Below are 16353 nucleotides of genomic sequence, written 5' to 3'. Positions count from 1 at the left end.
AGTAGGATTGAATGATGCGGATAAGCACCTCGCAAATGAACAATATTATGTTGACGAGCATGCAGAGCTCGACAACAGGTGTGAACAAGACTTTTATTCAGCTTAACTCTGGCGAGCGCATGCTGAAGCCATCGGATGACCCGCTTGGTGCCGTACAGCTGATGATGCTGGATCGTGAGCAAGCCGATATTTCTCAGTTTAAAAAGAATATCTCGAACTTGAAGACTCAGTTAGGCCAGACTGAATCACACCTTGATGCCTCAAATACTGCGGTATTGCGTGCGCAAGAATTGGTGACTGGCATACTGAATGCGAGCAACAGCACCATGGAAGGCCGCGAAGCAATTGCAACGGAGTTGGATGGCATTTTGGGTCAGCTAACGGATATTGCGAACAGTAAGAACCCTAACGGCGATTACATTTTTGCTGGCACCAAAACTGATACTCAACCGATCGTGAAAGATCCAGCTACAGGTAAATATGTTTACCAAGGTAACAGCGATCAGCGTGAAGTGCAGGTTGCAGAATCGATGTCGATTCCAGCGAACCAGACGGCAGATGTGATGTTCTCTAATGGTAGTGATAATATTTTCAATACCTTAGATAGCGTGATTAATGATCTGCGTAACCCCGCTGTTGATGGAAGCAACCTCACCAGCAGTGTCACGCAAGCACAAGCAGACATTAAAAGCACCTTGTCATCGATCAATGGCGCGTTAACGGATGTCGGTGGTCAGCAAAATTCATTGACCATGATTTCAGGTTCGCATGATGATAATAAGCTCATCAATGATAAACTGATCGGCGATGTGAAAGATTTAGACTACAGCCAAGCGATTTTAGAGCTCAATACTCAAATGGCTGCGCTGCAAGCGACGCAAATGACGTACAGCAAAGTACAGAATTTATCGCTGTTTAAATTGATGTAATGCCTCTGTGGGTGAGTCTGTGATTTGCCTACATGGGTTTGATATTTATTGCCCTGAGTGACAGAAGAACGCTGGTATTCAGGGCAATGTAATGAGTTAAAGAGGCCGCCTTGGTTAACCAAATTTCTTCGAGTCCCAATACCCTTCGTAGTGGTGACAGCACCCAACCTGAACGCATTGCTCAGCAACAACCCGTGGCTGCGGTCAGTCGTGTCTCTGAGAAAAAATCTCGCCAAGAGCAGCAACAATCGAATTTAACGGGTAAGCCGCGTAGCTTACTCACCCAAACGACACTTGCACATAACCAAGCTGCGCAAGCACAAACCGCACAAAAAGCTTTGCGTGATGCCAGCGAACTCTTAAACCAGCTTCGCCAAGTGGCGCGTCGCTCCTTGAGTAGTCAAGAAGGCAAGCGCGACCAACTTCAGCAGTCTTTGCATCAGCTTAAAGGTAAGTTAGCCAAGCTAACCCGTGAAGCGAAATACCAAGGTGAACCTGTATTGCACCATGACCTGACGCCACGGTTAGAAGGTGTGCAGCAAACGGAACAATTCGGCATTAAAGGCTTGCGCTTAAATACGCTGCGTAATCAAGATGAGATTGTGCGCTTTCAGTTTGAGTCAGGTTCGCCATCTTCTGTGCGTGCCTTGATTGAGTCCGATGAAAACAGCCATGAAATCGCCAATAAGTTGGATCGGGCGTTAGCGCCGCGCGGTATTCAAGTCGGGGTCGATAAGTTTGGTGATATGGCTTTCACGGTGGATAAAGCTGAGTGGGTCAATATTCGTAAAGGGGTTTGGGTGTCGGGCGGTGGTCAAATTCTGCCATCGGGTAACCCAATTAAAGCTCGCCTAGAATCGCACGATAAGCAAGCGACAGAACCTGAAGCATTAGAATTTTCTAAGCCTCAGCAGTCTCGCAAAGCGTTGGCGGATATCGAGCGCATGCTGCAAAAAGTGCAGCAAGCACTGAGCCAAATCGATAAAGTGCAGCAGCAAGTGGGTGCTGATTTAGAGCGTATAGTACGGACGAATAGCTTGAAGTCCGGCATCATCAATCAGCAAGGTGAAATTGACGCCAGTTGGATGGATGCACCGCAAGATGTATCGCTGCAGCTAATAGAAAATGCGGTACCGACATTATTGGCACAAGCCAATGCGACACGTCATAACGTGGTGGCTTTGTTAGAACCCTAGCATTTAGTGGTTTCCCTTGGTTTTGAACTAGGGCAATGAAGGCACATCAAAGTCAGCTACAAGCCAATAGAAAGCGGGATCATCCCGCTTTTTTGTGCCTGTTATTTATCGATAAGCATATGAGTGAATAGCGATTTATGGTCAAAAAGCGGTATTTCTTCGCAGCAAAGTCACACCGCAAAATAAAGTAAAAAAAATACTTAAGAAGCGTAAAAAGTGGGTCGCTCTGAAAAAGTAACAACCGAGCCCATTGCCGTAAGGCGGCACTGTGGAACACTATTACATAGAGGACTGCTCTCATGGCAATGACCATCAATACTAACTTTGCATCAATGAATGCACAGCGTAACCTGACTAGCACTCAAGGTTCACTTAACTCTTCACTACAACGCCTATCTACAGGTCTTCGCATTAACAGTGCAAAAGACGATGCGGCTGGCCTACAAATCGCAAACCGTATGGACTCACAAGTTAACGGTCTGAAAGTCGCGCAACGTAACGCGAACGACGGCATCTCTATGTCACAAACGGCTGAAGGTTCTCTACAAGAGTACACAAACATCCTTCAACGTATGCGTGATCTGTCTGTACAGTCTAAAAACGGCACTAACTCAGATGCTGACCGTACTGCACTTGATAAAGAATTCCAAGCGATGACTAAAGAGCTTAACCGTATCCAAGAGACAACCACTTACGGTAAGGGTGAGAAGTTATTTGATAAGCTAAACACAGGTGTCGATTTCCAAGTGGGTGCAGATGTTGACCCTAAAGATAAAGATGCGGCTAAGATGACAAAATCTGATACTGAGTCAGTACTTGCAACGGTTAAGTCAGAGCTAAATGGTGCAGATCTAACAGATCTTAAAGCTGCTTCAGGTCAGATGGACGGTACAAAGACTCTTACTAAAGAGCAGGCAGAAGCGGTAAATACAGCTTTAGGTCAAACATTAGCAACGGATGGTACGGCTAAACTTGATAAATCAACTTTATCTCAAGAATTACAAGATAAACTAGCTGCCGGTGTTACTGCTGCCGATATTACTCCTGCTGCTGATGCTGCAGACGGTACAGGTACAAATGCTCTTACTGCACTTAAATCTGAAATGGAAACGGCGAAGATGGACGTGTCTTCATTTGTTTCTGATTCTAACGTTATCAGCGTTAAAGTAGACAGCGCAGCACTAGACACATCTAACCTAGGTGACGTTAACAGCGTTGCGGGTTCTGAAAAAGCTATCCAAGAAATCGACAAAATGATTGAAAGCGTTGGCGCTGTGCGTGCTGACCTTGGTGCGACTCAAAACCGTTTCCAATCAACGATCAACAACCTTGGCAACATCTCTGAGAACATGTCTGTGGCGAAAGGCCGCATCATGGATGCTGACATCGCTGCAGAATCTGCAAACATGACTAAGCAAAACACTATGATGCAAGCAGGTATCACAGTGCTTTCTCAAGCTAACCAAATGCCAAGCATGGTTTCTCAGCTACTACGTTAATCGCTTCCCACTCCAATGGGCGTTAACAAGTACTGAATATATAAAGCGGAAGTTTTACTTCCGCTTTATTTTTATCAAAATCACGTACAAGCATAAATTTACCTCAAAATTGATTCAAATACTGACTCAAAACAACAAAATCAACGACTTAAACTTGGTATGAACTTTGCTTTATACGCATGGGTATAGGGCGCTTCCTACCACATTCCCTTTTTGAATGGAGATAGCACAGCATGATAATGACAGGTATTGGCTCAGGCATTGATTATGAATCAATGATTAGCGCAATCATTGCTGCCGAACGTGCACCAAAAGACAATCAGCTGAACCGTCAAGAAGGTATGAACAAAGCTGAAATGGAAGCGCTGAAAGAGATTCAGAACACCATTAATAACTTTCGCGACACGGTAGAAGATCTTGGCTCAAAGCGAGAATTAGAAAAACTAAAAGCAACGTTAAGCAACGAAGACTTCTTAAGTGTAGCGGTAGATGCCAATGCGGTTGCGGGTGAGTATGCGTTTGATGTAAAGCAACTAGCGACAGCACAGCGTGATAAATTATTTGAAGCCAGTGCAGATACCCATTTTACCAAAGGTGTAATCAAATTTGGTGATACTGGCAAAGAAGTGACGGTTGATATAGCTAAACTACAAACGGATTTAATTGCCGCGCAAGACACCAAAACCCAAGAGCTAACCGACAGCCAACTTGAATCAGTGGCCAAAAAACACGGCTATGACTTAACTGTTCCTGCTGAAAAAGCCGAAGCGGAAAAGGCGCTGACTGATCCTACTCATGCTAACTACGACAAAGATCGTCACGACAGTTACCAAAGTCGTCTAGATGGCATAGCCAAAGAAAAAGCACGTTTACAAACTGATGGTGTGACGTTTGAAGAAATTCAAACCGCAATCAATAACGACCCTAAAAATGATTACGCCAAAGCGACCTTAGTGCGCAGTGGCAACAATGTCAGCTTAGTATTGAATGCGAAAGATACCGGCATTGAAAACAAAATCGATCCGATATTTGTTTCTTTGTCTGGCCCCCAGAAGCCTGGTGACGTAAGTATTCATTCTAACCTCCAAGGCGCACAAGATGCCGAGGTGAAGTTTGGCTCGATGACACTGACATCGGCCAGCAACAAAATGGAAAACGTCATTGATGGCATGACGCTAAACCTAAAAGCGGTAGGTAAAGTTAACGTCAAGGTCGAAGCGGATCAGAGTGGTGTAAAAGACACCATTAAGAGTTTTGTTGACGAATATAACAAGATCATCGAAACCGTAAACACTTACACCAAGTCGAGCGAAGATGGTGCTGCAGCCCTATCGGGTAATGCCTCTGTTCGTAGCATGGTCAGCCGCTTACGTGGTGTGATTTCAGATGAATACGGCGCATCAACCTTTAGCACTTTGTCACAATTGGGGATTACCACCAGCCGTAAAGGTGTGTTGGAAATCGACAATAAAAAGTTAGATAAAGCGATTGAAGATGACTTTGAGCAAGTCGCTAACTTGTTCGTTGGTACTGATACCCAACCCGGCATGATGGACAAGATGCTGGTGGTATTGGATGACTACCACAAAAATGGCGGTATCTACGATCAGCGTACCGATCAGCTGGAGTACAACAATAAAACCCTGCAAAAAGATCGTGAACAGCTTGATGAGCGCATGAAAGCTAAAACCATAACGTTACGTGACTACTACGCTCGTATGGACAGCCAAATCGCCAATATGAACCAAACCCAAAGCATGTTGATTGGCATGCTTAGCTAATAACAAAAGAATTCAACCATGATGAACCCAGAAGGCCTAGGTGCCTACCAACAATCGCAAAACCATGCGCAAGCCGCATCTGCAAGCCCGCACCGTTTGATCCAAATGCTGTTGGAAGGTTTGCTGGATAATTTAAGCCGTGCTCGCGGTTTTATGGAACGCGGTCAAATAGCAGATAAAGGCATGATGATTACCAAATGCCTCGATATTTTAAATGGCTTAAGCTCAGTGCTTGATGAACAAAAAGGGGGCGATGTGACCCAAGAGTTATTCCGTTTATATGATTACTGTGGTCGCCGTTTGTTTGAAGCAAATTTGCAAAATGATGTCACCGCGATTGATGAAGTCAGCCGATTAATTCGGGATATTCTTGATGGCTGGGTGGTGTTAAAGCCTGATCGTGTTCAGGTTGCTAATGAAGATTGAGCGCCAGCTAGAGAGTATTTTACAGCACTTTAAACGCGCGTTAGCAGCAGGTGATTGGGATAAATTAGCCGATTTAGATACCAAGCTACAACAGGCACTGCCCAAGCTGAAACAGTCGCCGCTAACACCTGAAGTGAAAGTGAAATTGGCTCAAATCAACCAATTCTATAGCCAAATGATTGCGCGTGGAGAATCGGAAAAAGCCGATATTCGCGCTCAAATACAGCAGCAACAAACCAATAGCGAAGGAATGCAGGCTTACCTGCAAAACCGTTGAGAATCATTTAATGCAAGCAGTAGCAAATCAATCAATACGCCCAAGTTCTACGTCAAGTTCATCGAATGCAGCCCCTGTTGTTAAAGGGAATGCGTCGTTGGGTGAGCCTATGGGGTTTCAGCAATTTGAGCAGAAACTTAATCAAGGTGAGCGTAATACAAATGCGATGAAGGAGGTTGATGCTAAAGCGCGTGCAGAAGGTGAACAAGACAACGACATTAAGGGTGATGAAGCAGCTCAACCTGCGGCTGGTTTTGTAGTGTCTGATGCCTACTTGGCACAGTTGAAGCAGATGCTTGGCGGCCAACAAGAGGCTAACGAGGCTAAAACTAAAGGTGCTGAAGGCGATATGGCAGCACAATTGTTGACATCGGCGGGACTATCGCAACGCCACGTTAATGCTAATACGCTTGCTGAAATGAACGCGATGCCTCTAAAAGGAGCGCAGGCTCTTGATGCACGTGCTGCTCAACAAGTGAATCAGCAGCTTCAAGGCCAATTGCCTCAAGATCTAGCCGCTGTATTAGCGGCTAAGAAAGAGGCATCAAGTACCCAAGCTGAAATGCTGCAAGCATTAAAGCATCAGCTAGCAGATGGGCCGAAATCAGACATTAATAGCTTGGCATTAGAGCGCCTTATTGCTGCGACGCAAACCCATAATCAAAACTTGCACGCATCGGTTTCGCCGATGGCGTATGTACAAAGTGCAGCGACAGAGCATGCAACCAAGATGGTGCCTCAGCAGTTTCAAGCGAGTGTTGATATCACTCAGGCTGATTGGGGTAAGGATCTGGTTGATCAACTGCGATCGCGAATGCAATTTAGCAAAACTGATCACTTACAACAGGCGCATGTTCGCCTTGATCCGCCTGAGTTGGGCAAGTTGGATATCAATTTGCGTTTAGAAGGCGACAAGGTATCTGTGCATTTTACCGCGGCTCATCCGCAACTTCGTGAAGCCTTATTAGCCAATGCTGAGAGGCTACGGTTTGATTTTGATGGTGGTCAATTACAGCTGGGTGACGTCTCCGTTTCGAGTGGTAATCAACAACATGGTCAGCAATCGCATTCTTCATTAGATGGGGAAGACGAAATGGTGGCATCGAACAACCGCATTATTCAACAGGGTGGTGCGTTAGGTGATTCAAAATCTGCGTCAAGCCGTTTTGAATCAATGATTTAAATTGTGGTGTTAGCAAAATAATGACAGAAGAAGTAAAACAAAAATCAAAATTGCCGCTAATGATCGCAGCTGGCGCTCTTACACTCGCAATCGCGGGTGGGGGCGCTTGGTGGTACCTCCAGCAACAAAAAGCTGTACTCATTGAGACGGCATCAACACCGGCATTGCCTGCAACAGCATTAGTCAAAAAACCGGTTTTTTTACCACTGACTAAGTTCGTGATGAGCGTGAAAGGTGATGATCGTTTGCATTACTTAATGCTGGAGCTCTCGATCATGAGTTATAGCGAAGATCAGGTCAAAGTGCTGCAAGACTATATGCCAGTGATCCGCAATGCTGTGATCACTCTTGTTAGCAGCAAAGATTATGAAACGCTATCAGAGCAAGGTGTTATTCCCGTGCTTCAGGCTGAATTGAAAGAGCATCTCGGTAAAGTGATGAACGAGATGAATTCAAGTAATGGCATCGACAGAATTTTGATCACTAAAATGGTCATTCAGTAGGAGTGCCCATGCAAAGTGCGGCTATGTACGATCCACAAGGGGTTAACGCCTATCAACAGCATCAGCAATTGGGACAAAAAGCGCAAGAACAACGCTTATTAACCAAATATGCGGGCTTGGTTCGTCGGGTTGCTCGCCATATGACGCCACAAGTGAATGCTGTTATCTCGATGGAAGATATGGAGCAAATTGGCTTAATGGCGTTATTGGATGTGATCCGTCGTTATCCTGATGAAGACCATGAAGCGCTAGAGCGCCTGGCGGTGCAACGCATCCGCGGTGCGATATTGGATGAGCTTCGCCGAATGGACTGGCGCTCTCGTCGTTATCGTCAACGTGGTTATGAACTGCGTGATGCTGAACGGGCATTGAGCCGCCGCTTGGGTCGTGCGCCAAGTGATACTGAATTAGCCACCGAACTTGAGATTGAGTTAAGCGAAGTACATCGCCGTCGAGTGGATGTTCAAGCTGAAAGTCTGGGCAGTTTTGAATCTTTACAAGAAGATGGCGAACAATTTTTTGGCTTGAGTTTTCAATGCCAAGCGCATGAAAAAGCGGCGTTAAAAAAAGCCATGCGTAATGCGTTAGCCCGATTGAGTGAACGTGAACAAATCATGCTGAATTTTTACTATGAGCATGAAATGAATCTAAGAGAAATCGCGCTTGTTTTTGAATTAACAGAAGCGCGAGTAAGCCAAATTCACAAGAAAGCCTTGAAAACGTTGCAAGCAACGTTAGTGGATTGGCGAGAATCGGTATAACGGAGTAACACCCATGCAAATGATCCTTGGTTTTGTCATTGTTTTTGGCAGCGTGATTGGTGGCTATTTGATGGCGACCGGTAAAATGGCGGCACTGTGGCAACCAGCAGAGTTGATTATCATCATAGGCGCTGCATTGGGCGCGATGGTGATATCGAACCCTAGTTATGTACTGAAAAATATTATTACACGCATTAAAATGCTAATGGGAAAAGGCTACAGCGATGATTACTATAAATCGGTGCTAGAGCTGATGTTTGAGCTGTTGGAAACCATCCGTAAAGATGGCATTAAAAAGCTTGATGATCATATTGAAAACCCACAAAGCAGCGACATATTCAAAAAATACCCAGAAGTTATGCAATCTAATGTGTTGGTGAGCTTTATTACCGATAACTTGCGCATGATGGCAATGGGTAAAATGAATCACCATGATCTTGAAGCTGTGCTGGAAATGGAACTGCACACCCTTGAAGAAGATTTACTTCGTCCATCGAAAGCGATGAGTAAAACCGGTGAAGCCATGCCGGGCTTTGGTATTGTTGCGGCGGTACTGGGTATTGTGGTAACCATGCAAAATATCGGCGGCCCACTGACTCTTATCGGGGTAAAAGTGGCGGCGGCATTGGTGGGAACATTCATTGGTGTATTGATGGCATACGGTGTATTTGAACCGATAGCATCAGGTATTGCGGGTTTAGTGAAAAAAGAAATGATGGCGTTGAATATGACGTCAGCCATTTTGGTGGCACAGGTGCAGGGTAAGCCAACACTGTTAGCACTCGATGCTGGGCGAAAAGTTTTACACAGTGAATATAAGCCTTCTTTTGCCGAGATGGAAACCTGGGTGACTGGAGACTGATGGCATGAGTAAAGAACCTCATATTATCATAGTCAAAAAGAAGCGCCGGGGGCATCACGACGAGCACCATGGTGGTGCGTGGAAAGTCGCTTTTGCCGATTTCGCAATTGCAATGATGGCATTTTTCATGGTGCTGTGGATCATGGAAATTGCATCGCAAGAAGAGCGTGAAGAGATTCAATATCAACTGCAAAATAGCAGTGTGTTCGACAATATGGAGAATGTCTTTGATGTGGCGAATAGCCCGTTTCCGATTGATTTCGGTGGTCAGGCATCACCGTTTGAGAACCCTGTGCAGTCGAAGCTAAGTGGCAATAATAAATTGGATTCATCGCTGCATCAGCAGATCCCTGAAGGGACTGTGGGTGCCAATGCGGGGCGCGGCTCTAAACTGAATTCGATGTTAGCTGGTAAGCATTTATCAACGGCTCAGTTGATGATGTTGGCAAATGAATTGAAAACAGTCACGGATGCCTTGTCTGCATCTGAAAACGTGATGTTAGAGATAGTGCCGCAAGGGTTGCGTATTTTGATCCAAGACAGCACCCGCCATTTTATGTTTGAACGCGGTAGCTCAAATATGACACCTTTCTTCGAAGATATGTTATATAACCTAGCGCCGATTTTAGGACAGATTAAAAATAGAATGGTGATCAGTGGTCATACTGATGTGACGAAATTCCATCGCGATACCTATTCTAACTGGGAGCTGTCGGGGGAGCGTGCGTTGAAGGCGCGTCAAACCTTGGTCAGTTCTGGCTTACCGCAAGCGAATGTATTGCAGGTAGCGGCGATGGCAGAGCGTATGTTGGTGAATGAAAGCGATCCGAAAAGCGGTAAAAACCGTCGTATCGAAATGATGATACTGACCAAAGAAGCAGATGCACAGCTGGCGCTGTTATTTGGCCAAGGCCCTGCAGTAACACAAGCCCCTGTGATCCAACAGGCGCGTAATTTTGCCGAATCCAACCAGCCTGTGAGTCGGTTAGATGTAATGCTGAATTAAAAAACTAAAGTAGAAGAGCATAATGCTAATGATATTCACATTGATGACTATCAAGCTAAGTGTTTGATTAAATTGAAAGCCGGAGGTGGCATGGCTACCTTCGGCTTCTCTGTTTGTTATTGATAATAAAAATTGCGAGTAAAAAATATGACGGTTTCTGCGTTTACCTTTGCGGTTGATGACGGTTCTACAAATGTAAAAGTAAGCTGGATCGAAAGCACTCAGCTTAAAACGATTATCTCTCCGAACTCTTTCCGTAAAGATTGGAAAAGTGCGGCGCTGCGTCGTGATAAAAAAGTGTTTAACTACACTATTGGTACGACGAAGTACACGTACGATGCCACGTCAGATAAAGCACTAGAAACGACACACGTCGATTATCAATACGATGATTTAAATTTACTGGGTGTTCACCATGCATTGCTGCAAACCGGTGTGACACCATGTCCAGTTCGTCTAGTGGTTACGCTACCTATTACTGAGTTTTACAACGCAGAAGACTGTCAGCGTAATGAAGCGAACATTGAGAAAAAACGCCAAAACCTGATGCGTGAGATTTCATTGAACAAAGGTGATTTGTTTGAGGTTGTTGACGTAGTCGTAATGCCTGAAAGTGTCCCTGCGGTATTGTCTACTCTGATGGATTCTAACTGTAACGAGTTTACGCGCTCACTGGTTGTCGATTGTGGCGGCACAACCCTAGATATGGGTGTGGTAGTGGGTGAGTTTGATGATGTTTCTGCAGTATACGGCAATAAAGAAATTGGCGTATCTATGGTGACAGACGCTGCACGTAAAGCGTTAGCAGCTGCAGACAGTGATGCTAGCTACCTAGTGGCGAATGAACTGATTAAACGTCGTTACGATATGGACTTCGTACGTGAAGTGGTTAACGATGAATCTCAAATTGATGTGATCCTGACTAAGATTGAAAACAAAATCCAAGAGTTAGGTACTTCTGTCGCTTACGAAGCGAAGAAATTTGCTAAAAATCCAAACCGTGTTTACTTGGTTGGTGGTGGTGCATCGTTAATTGCGCCAGCATTAAAAGAAGCGTACGCGACGTTAGGTGAGCGTGTTGTACTTATTAACGACGCGCAATCGGCATTAGCCCGTGAACTATGTATGTACCACAGTGACTTTGATGAGTTAGAAGTTGCGCCTGAATCATTAATTGAGGTTGAGGATGAGTAGCCAATTAAAACGGGTTAATTATTCGATCTATCTTGATTTAGTTAAATCTCAGTCCGACCGCTTTGCGGTCGGGGTGATGCAAAAATGGGTCGATGAGCGTAAGCAGTTAGTCGAAAACCCATCGGATGCAGCAGCGTTGCATTCCAGTTTGCACATGCACAAAACCATCTATTTAGCGGGTATGTACATGTACCTACTGAGCCCGGCATTAAGTCAGGGCTTAGTGGATAACTTGGGCAAAGATACGGTTGATATTCCGACATTACGCCGCCAACTTGAAATCTGTGGTTTTCAGTTAGATAACGCTGAAACGACAGATCTTTCAGGCATGCTGGAGCAGATCAAAGGGGCTGTTGATTTCAGCTCGGTAAATCAAGGCTTGGCTGAGCTGCAACAGAGTGTGATGGACCTCCGTCACCTTGATCGTGAAGGCCCTGCAGGGGAAGAAAATACTGCGCAAGCGGATTTATCTGAAGCGAGTTTAGTGGCTGTCACACAGGCGATGCAGGCTCAATTTCAGCCATTGCAAGCCCAGTTGATGGAAGTCGAAGCGCGTTTATCGGGGCAAGACTCGACGTCGACTGAAAAAGCCGAAATCATACGTGCGATGGCTGAACAACAAGCCATTGCTTTGGATCAGCAAAATCAGCAGTTAGCCGAGATCAAGGCACTGTTAGAAGCACAACGACAGGCATCAGAACTTGCTGCTGAACAAGCGGCGAGTGCCAAGCAAGCGGCACAAGAGATGGCTGAGTTAAAAGCCATGTTAAAAGCGCAAACACAGATGATCCGAAACTTATCTTTGAATGCACCTGCCGCAGAAACAAAAGCCGCAGTGCCAGAAGATGAACCCGACCTTTCGCAACGTATTGCCAGCGTGCAAAAGATTAAAAAGAAAGGTTTATTCTAGAGCTGGCTCTTATCACGCTGTCTTGATGAACTGTGATCCCCCTGATTGAGTGAAATCTACCCAGTCGTTAACATGACGTAACGGGAAGTTAACACGGTTAGGGGTGTTCATGGCGCAAGGATGGGTCGTCGTACCGGTATCACTGGTATACCTTGGGGTACTTTTTTTTATTGCTTGGTATGGCGACAAAAAGCTGACATGGCTTGCACGTTGGCGCCCTTGGATTTATAGCCTATCGATTGCGGTGTACTGCACTTCGTGGACTTTTTACGGCACGGTTGGTCAAGCTAGCCAAGACGCTTGGTCATTTCTGCCTATATATCTTGCTCCTATACTCGTCTTTACTCTTGGTTGGCGTATTCTCGCTCGCCTGATCCTCATTGCTAAACGTGAACACATTACGTCTATTGCCGACTTTATTGCTGCCCGATACGGTAAGTCGCAAGGGTTAGCAGTATTGGTAACCGTGATCGCTGTGATTGGTATCTTGCCTTATATTGCGCTGCAATTACGTGGGATCACCATGGGGCTGACGCAAATCGCTCCTGACTTAGGTGGGCAGCCCGATACGAGCAGTGTTTTTGATACTGCATGGGTCGTAACGCTATGTATGGCTGCATTCACCGTCTTATTCGGTACCCGTCATATTGATACGACAGAACACCATCGCGGCATGATGATGGCGGTGGCATTTGAGTCTTTGATCAAGCTAGGCGCATTTTTAATTGTGGGTGGCTTTTCAGTGTGGCTGTTACTGGAGCAGCCTGATTGGTCGGTGAAAGCACAGCAACATATGGTCTCTAGTTCGCTGAACATCGGCAGCTTTTTGATCCATACCTTGTTTACTATGGCAGCCATTATTTGTTTGCCTCGCCAGTTTCATACGATTGTGGTTGAAAATAGTCGGGCACAAGATTTACATAAAGCACGCTGGATATTCCCAGGTTATTTAGTACTGATGGGTATTTTTGTGCTGCCGCTTGCATTAGCGGGGGAGGCATTGATCCCACAAGTGTCAGCCGATACCTATGTGATCAATCTTCCTCTACTGCAGGGCGCCGATAGCATTGCACTCTTGGCCTTCTTAGGTGGCACCTCTGCGGCGAGCGGGATGGTGATAGTGTCAACGATTGCGTTGGCCATCATGGTCTCGAATGATCTTGTTCTGCCTTTACTACTGCGCCGTTTACGTATTTCTGAACGCAAATTTGCGGCATTCTCAGGTCTGTTACTTAACATTCGTCGTGCTTTGATTTTGGTACTGCTTTTTGCTGCGTGGGGCTTTTATCAGGTACTCGATAATATCCCGTCCTTATCCGCTATTGGCTTATTATCGTTTGCGGCGATTGCCCAGTTTTCCCCTGCATTATTAGGGGGGATTTATTGGCGAGAAGGCAACCGCAATGGGGTGTATGCTGGTTTGCTTGGTGGTGTCGCAGTGTGGGTGATCACCATGATGACCCAAACGGGTATGTTGGCGGGGAGCGCTGAAACTAATGTATTGTTATGGCTATTAACCCCTCCATCCATTCCAGTGATGGAAGCACTTACTACTGTTGACTGGGGCATGTTACTTAGCTTGTTGGTTAATGTGAGCTTGTATGTTGTCGTATCTATTTTCACCCGTTCATCATTGACGGAGCGACTGCAAGCGGCGACGTTTGTTGGAGCGCCGTTGCCGGAAACTGAAGATGTCAGTTTATACCAGAGTAGGGTAACCGTCGGTGAGCTTGAAATGTTAGCAGCACGGTTTGTTGGGCGTAAACGTGCACGCAAAGCCTTTCGTCAGTTTACCGAGCAACACCGAGGCAGTTTAGCGCCAGAGCAGCAAGCCAGTGCTGCGTTGATCCGTCACACAGAACGTGTATTGGCTGGGGTGTTTGGTGCATCTTCTGCAAGGTTAGTGCTTACTTCTGCTCTAAAGGGCAGAAATATGCAACTTGAAGAAGTCGCAACCATAGTTGATGAAGCCTCTGAGCTGTTTGATTTTAGCCGAGGCTTGTTACAAGGGGCGATAGAGCATATTAACCAAGGTATCGCGGTGGTCGACAAGCAATTGCGGTTAGTTGCTTGGAATCAACGTTATCTGGAATTGTTCACCTTCCCTGCTGGGTTGATCCAAGTGGGGCGGCCTATTGCTGATGTGATTCGCTATAACGCGCAGCAAGGTTTATGTGGTGCAGGCGACCCTGAACAACATGTCGCGAAGCGGGTTGAGCATTTACAGCGCGGTACTGCCCACACTTCATCACGGATCCGCAGTGACGGTCAGGTTATTGAAGTGCAAGGTAACCCTATGCCTGGTGGCGGCTTTGTGATGAGCTTTTCTGATATCACCGCGTTTCGTCAAGCTGAGCTAGCGTTAAAAGAAGCCAATGAAAACCTCGAAGCGCGTGTTCAGCAGCGTACTCAAGAATTGGAATTATTAAATCGTAAATTGGTGGCTGCAACGCAACAGGCTGAGCAGCAATCCCATTCAAAAGGGCGTTTTTTAGCTGCGGTTAGTCATGATCTGATGCAGCCTCTCAATGCTGCTAGACTGTTTTCATCCTCGTTAAGTGAAGTCACCAAAGATCAAGAGAGTCGTCAGCTTGCACATCATATTGAAAGTGCATTAGGGGCGGCTGAAGACCTTATTGGTGATTTGCTGGATGTGTCTCGTTTGGAAGCCGGTAAGCTACAGGTGCATGTTCATGCTTTTCCGCTCAGTGATGTTTTTAATACCCTCAAAGCTGAGTTCGGTGCTTTGGCCAAACAGCAAGGGATCCACTTTACTGTCATAAGCACTCAAGTTGTCATTCAATCCGACCCTAAACTACTTCGTCGTGCGTTACAAAACTTCTTAACCAATGCCTTTCGTTATAACCCAAAAGGCAAAGTGACCCTTGGCGGACGGCGTATCAATGGACACTTTCGTATAGAAGTTTGGGACGATGGTCCTGGCATTCCAGAGGAGAAGCAAGTTAATATTTTTGATGAATTCACGCGGCTAGACCGGGGTGATGTTGAACACGGCCTTGGGCTTGGTTTGGCTATTGCACGCGGTATTGGTCGAGTGCTTGATCATCCTTTATCGCTGCGTTCCTGGGTTGGTAAAGGCACGGTGTTTGCACTGACGACGCAAAGAGGTCAGTTAATACCTGAGGTCGTGAAACCACAAAGCGTAGCCATACAGAAACCCGCCCTTGATGGTATCAAAGTGCTGTGTGTTGATAATGAACCTGAGATTTTACTTGGAATGGAAACACTTTTGGCGCGTTGGGGCTGTGATGTACGTTTGGCTGAAAACCTCACAGATGCGATGCAACATTTAACCGATGACTGGCAGCCTGCATTTGTACTGAGTGATTACCATCTTGCGAAAGAACAAACGGGTTTGCAGGTGTTGCAGCAATGTCGTTTACGTCTTGGGCACACATTTAAGGGGGCCATTATTAGTGCAGACAGAACGACAGAGACACAACGGATGATCAAAGGGCATGGTTTTAGTTTTATCAGTAAACCAATTAAGCCCCTAAAATTACGCGCAGTTTTATCTTAATCATAAACATTTAGCATAAATAAATATTTTTCAGGAATAATTTTATATTTCAAAGAGATGGTCGCTTTATATTATTAGTCATACATAATCCTGCTTCTAAGTAAGTGTGATGATGCATTGTTTATAGGTATAAATTGATTGGTTTAATATTGAAAACTTATTATTATAATTGTTACTAAGAGCTATTATTAAAACAAAAAGTGTGATCTTGAGGGAAGAGCTGGCATTAGTCATGCTGCCGATGATCACCACTCATAATATATTATCGATAAGTTACTCGATAAG

General features: G+C 45.5%; 14 protein-coding genes. All 14 read left to right on the top strand.

The features are described 5' to 3' along the window. Positions 1-47: 47 nt before the first annotated feature. The 14 genes from flgL to OCU77_RS15930 all read left to right on the top strand — a co-directional run bounded on the left by flgL (position 48) and on the right by OCU77_RS15930 (position 16068). Entirely contained in the window at positions 48-929 is an 882-nt protein-coding gene (flgL, locus tag OCU77_RS16000) for a flagellar hook-associated protein FlgL (RefSeq protein WP_239686033.1), read from the top strand. Positions 930-1039: 110 nt separating this feature from the next. Then, positions 1040-2125 (top strand): hypothetical protein, encoded by a 1086-nt coding sequence (locus tag OCU77_RS15995; protein ID WP_048899848.1) that lies wholly within the window; start codon positions 1040-1042, stop codon positions 2123-2125. Between the two features lie 299 nt (positions 2126-2424). Continuing rightward, entirely contained in the window at positions 2425-3624 is a 1200-nt protein-coding gene (locus tag OCU77_RS25225) for a flagellin N-terminal helical domain-containing protein (protein ID WP_048899849.1), read from the top strand. Between the two features lie 233 nt (positions 3625-3857). Then, entirely contained in the window at positions 3858-5405 is a 1548-nt protein-coding gene (gene fliD / locus OCU77_RS15980; RefSeq protein WP_048899850.1) for a flagellar filament capping protein FliD, read from the top strand. A gap of 18 nt (positions 5406-5423) precedes the next feature. Beyond that, entirely contained in the window at positions 5424-5831 is a 408-nt protein-coding gene (gene fliS / locus OCU77_RS15975) for a flagellar export chaperone FliS (protein WP_048899851.1), read from the top strand. Further along, a complete protein-coding gene (locus OCU77_RS15970; protein WP_048899852.1) occupies positions 5821-6108 on the top strand; it encodes a hypothetical protein in 288 nt (95 codons plus the stop codon). Before fliS ends, OCU77_RS15970 begins: the two co-directional genes overlap by 11 nt. Positions 6109-6118: 10 nt before the next feature. Then, positions 6119-7291, top strand: coding sequence for a flagellar hook-length control protein FliK (locus OCU77_RS15965; RefSeq protein WP_048899853.1), 1173 nt, complete (start codon positions 6119-6121; stop codon positions 7289-7291). A 20-nt stretch (positions 7292-7311) separates the two neighbouring features. After that, positions 7312-7794, top strand: coding sequence for a flagellar basal body-associated FliL family protein (locus tag OCU77_RS15960; protein WP_048899854.1), 483 nt, complete (start codon positions 7312-7314; stop codon positions 7792-7794). A gap of 8 nt (positions 7795-7802) precedes the next feature. Beyond that, positions 7803-8555, top strand: a complete 753-nt coding sequence (locus tag OCU77_RS15955; protein ID WP_048899855.1) for a FliA/WhiG family RNA polymerase sigma factor — start codon at positions 7803-7805, stop codon at positions 8553-8555. Positions 8556-8568: 13 nt separating this feature from the next. Continuing rightward, complete coding sequence (gene motA / locus OCU77_RS15950) at positions 8569-9417, top strand: flagellar motor stator protein MotA (RefSeq protein WP_048899856.1); 849 nt, start codon at positions 8569-8571, stop codon at positions 9415-9417. A gap of 4 nt (positions 9418-9421) precedes the next feature. Then, the gene (locus OCU77_RS15945) at positions 9422-10423 is read left to right on the top strand and encodes a flagellar motor protein MotB (protein ID WP_048899857.1); all 1002 of its coding nucleotides are present in this window, start codon (positions 9422-9424) and stop codon (positions 10421-10423) included. Between the two features lie 147 nt (positions 10424-10570). Next, on the top strand, positions 10571-11617 hold the full coding sequence (gene parM / locus OCU77_RS15940) for a plasmid segregation protein ParM domain-containing protein (RefSeq protein ID WP_048899858.1): 1047 nt from the start codon (positions 10571-10573) through the stop codon (positions 11615-11617). After that, positions 11610-12527 carry a hypothetical protein gene (locus OCU77_RS15935; protein WP_048899859.1) on the top strand — a complete coding sequence of 306 codons (918 nt, stop codon included), beginning with the start codon at positions 11610-11612 and terminating at the stop codon, positions 12525-12527. Before parM ends, OCU77_RS15935 begins: the two co-directional genes overlap by 8 nt. A 109-nt stretch (positions 12528-12636) precedes the next feature. Continuing rightward, entirely contained in the window at positions 12637-16068 is a 3432-nt protein-coding gene (locus tag OCU77_RS15930; protein ID WP_107303046.1) for a PAS domain-containing hybrid sensor histidine kinase/response regulator, read from the top strand. Positions 16069-16353 lie beyond the last annotated feature (285 nt).

This window comes from Photobacterium swingsii (assembly GCF_024346715.1).
In the GTDB taxonomy this organism is placed as follows: domain Bacteria; phylum Pseudomonadota; class Gammaproteobacteria; order Enterobacterales; family Vibrionaceae; genus Photobacterium; species Photobacterium swingsii.
Note: the sequence above shows the minus strand (reverse complement) of the source record. Positions and strands in the feature narration are given on the sequence as shown.

What these genes read in the sequence shown, in the direction of transcription:
- flgL (WP_239686033.1), top strand. Translation starts at nt 48, where the DNA reads ATGTTGACGAGCATGCAGAGCTCGACAACAGGTGTGAACAAGACTTTT.
- OCU77_RS25225 (WP_048899849.1), top strand. Translation starts at nt 2,425, where the DNA reads ATGGCAATGACCATCAATACTAACTTTGCATCAATGAATGCACAGCGT.
- fliD (WP_048899850.1), top strand. Translation starts at nt 3,858, where the DNA reads ATGATAATGACAGGTATTGGCTCAGGCATTGATTATGAATCAATGATT.
- fliS (WP_048899851.1), top strand. Translation starts at nt 5,424, where the DNA reads ATGATGAACCCAGAAGGCCTAGGTGCCTACCAACAATCGCAAAACCAT.
- OCU77_RS15970 (WP_048899852.1), top strand. Translation starts at nt 5,821, where the DNA reads ATGAAGATTGAGCGCCAGCTAGAGAGTATTTTACAGCACTTTAAACGC.
- OCU77_RS15965 (WP_048899853.1), top strand. Translation starts at nt 6,119, where the DNA reads ATGCAAGCAGTAGCAAATCAATCAATACGCCCAAGTTCTACGTCAAGT.
- OCU77_RS15960 (WP_048899854.1), top strand. Translation starts at nt 7,312, where the DNA reads ATGACAGAAGAAGTAAAACAAAAATCAAAATTGCCGCTAATGATCGCA.
- OCU77_RS15955 (WP_048899855.1), top strand. Translation starts at nt 7,803, where the DNA reads ATGCAAAGTGCGGCTATGTACGATCCACAAGGGGTTAACGCCTATCAA.
- motA (WP_048899856.1), top strand. Translation starts at nt 8,569, where the DNA reads ATGCAAATGATCCTTGGTTTTGTCATTGTTTTTGGCAGCGTGATTGGT.
- OCU77_RS15945 (WP_048899857.1), top strand. Translation starts at nt 9,422, where the DNA reads ATGAGTAAAGAACCTCATATTATCATAGTCAAAAAGAAGCGCCGGGGG.
- parM (WP_048899858.1), top strand. Translation starts at nt 10,571, where the DNA reads ATGACGGTTTCTGCGTTTACCTTTGCGGTTGATGACGGTTCTACAAAT.
- OCU77_RS15935 (WP_048899859.1), top strand. Translation starts at nt 11,610, where the DNA reads ATGAGTAGCCAATTAAAACGGGTTAATTATTCGATCTATCTTGATTTA.
- OCU77_RS15930 (WP_107303046.1), top strand. Translation starts at nt 12,637, where the DNA reads ATGGCGCAAGGATGGGTCGTCGTACCGGTATCACTGGTATACCTTGGG.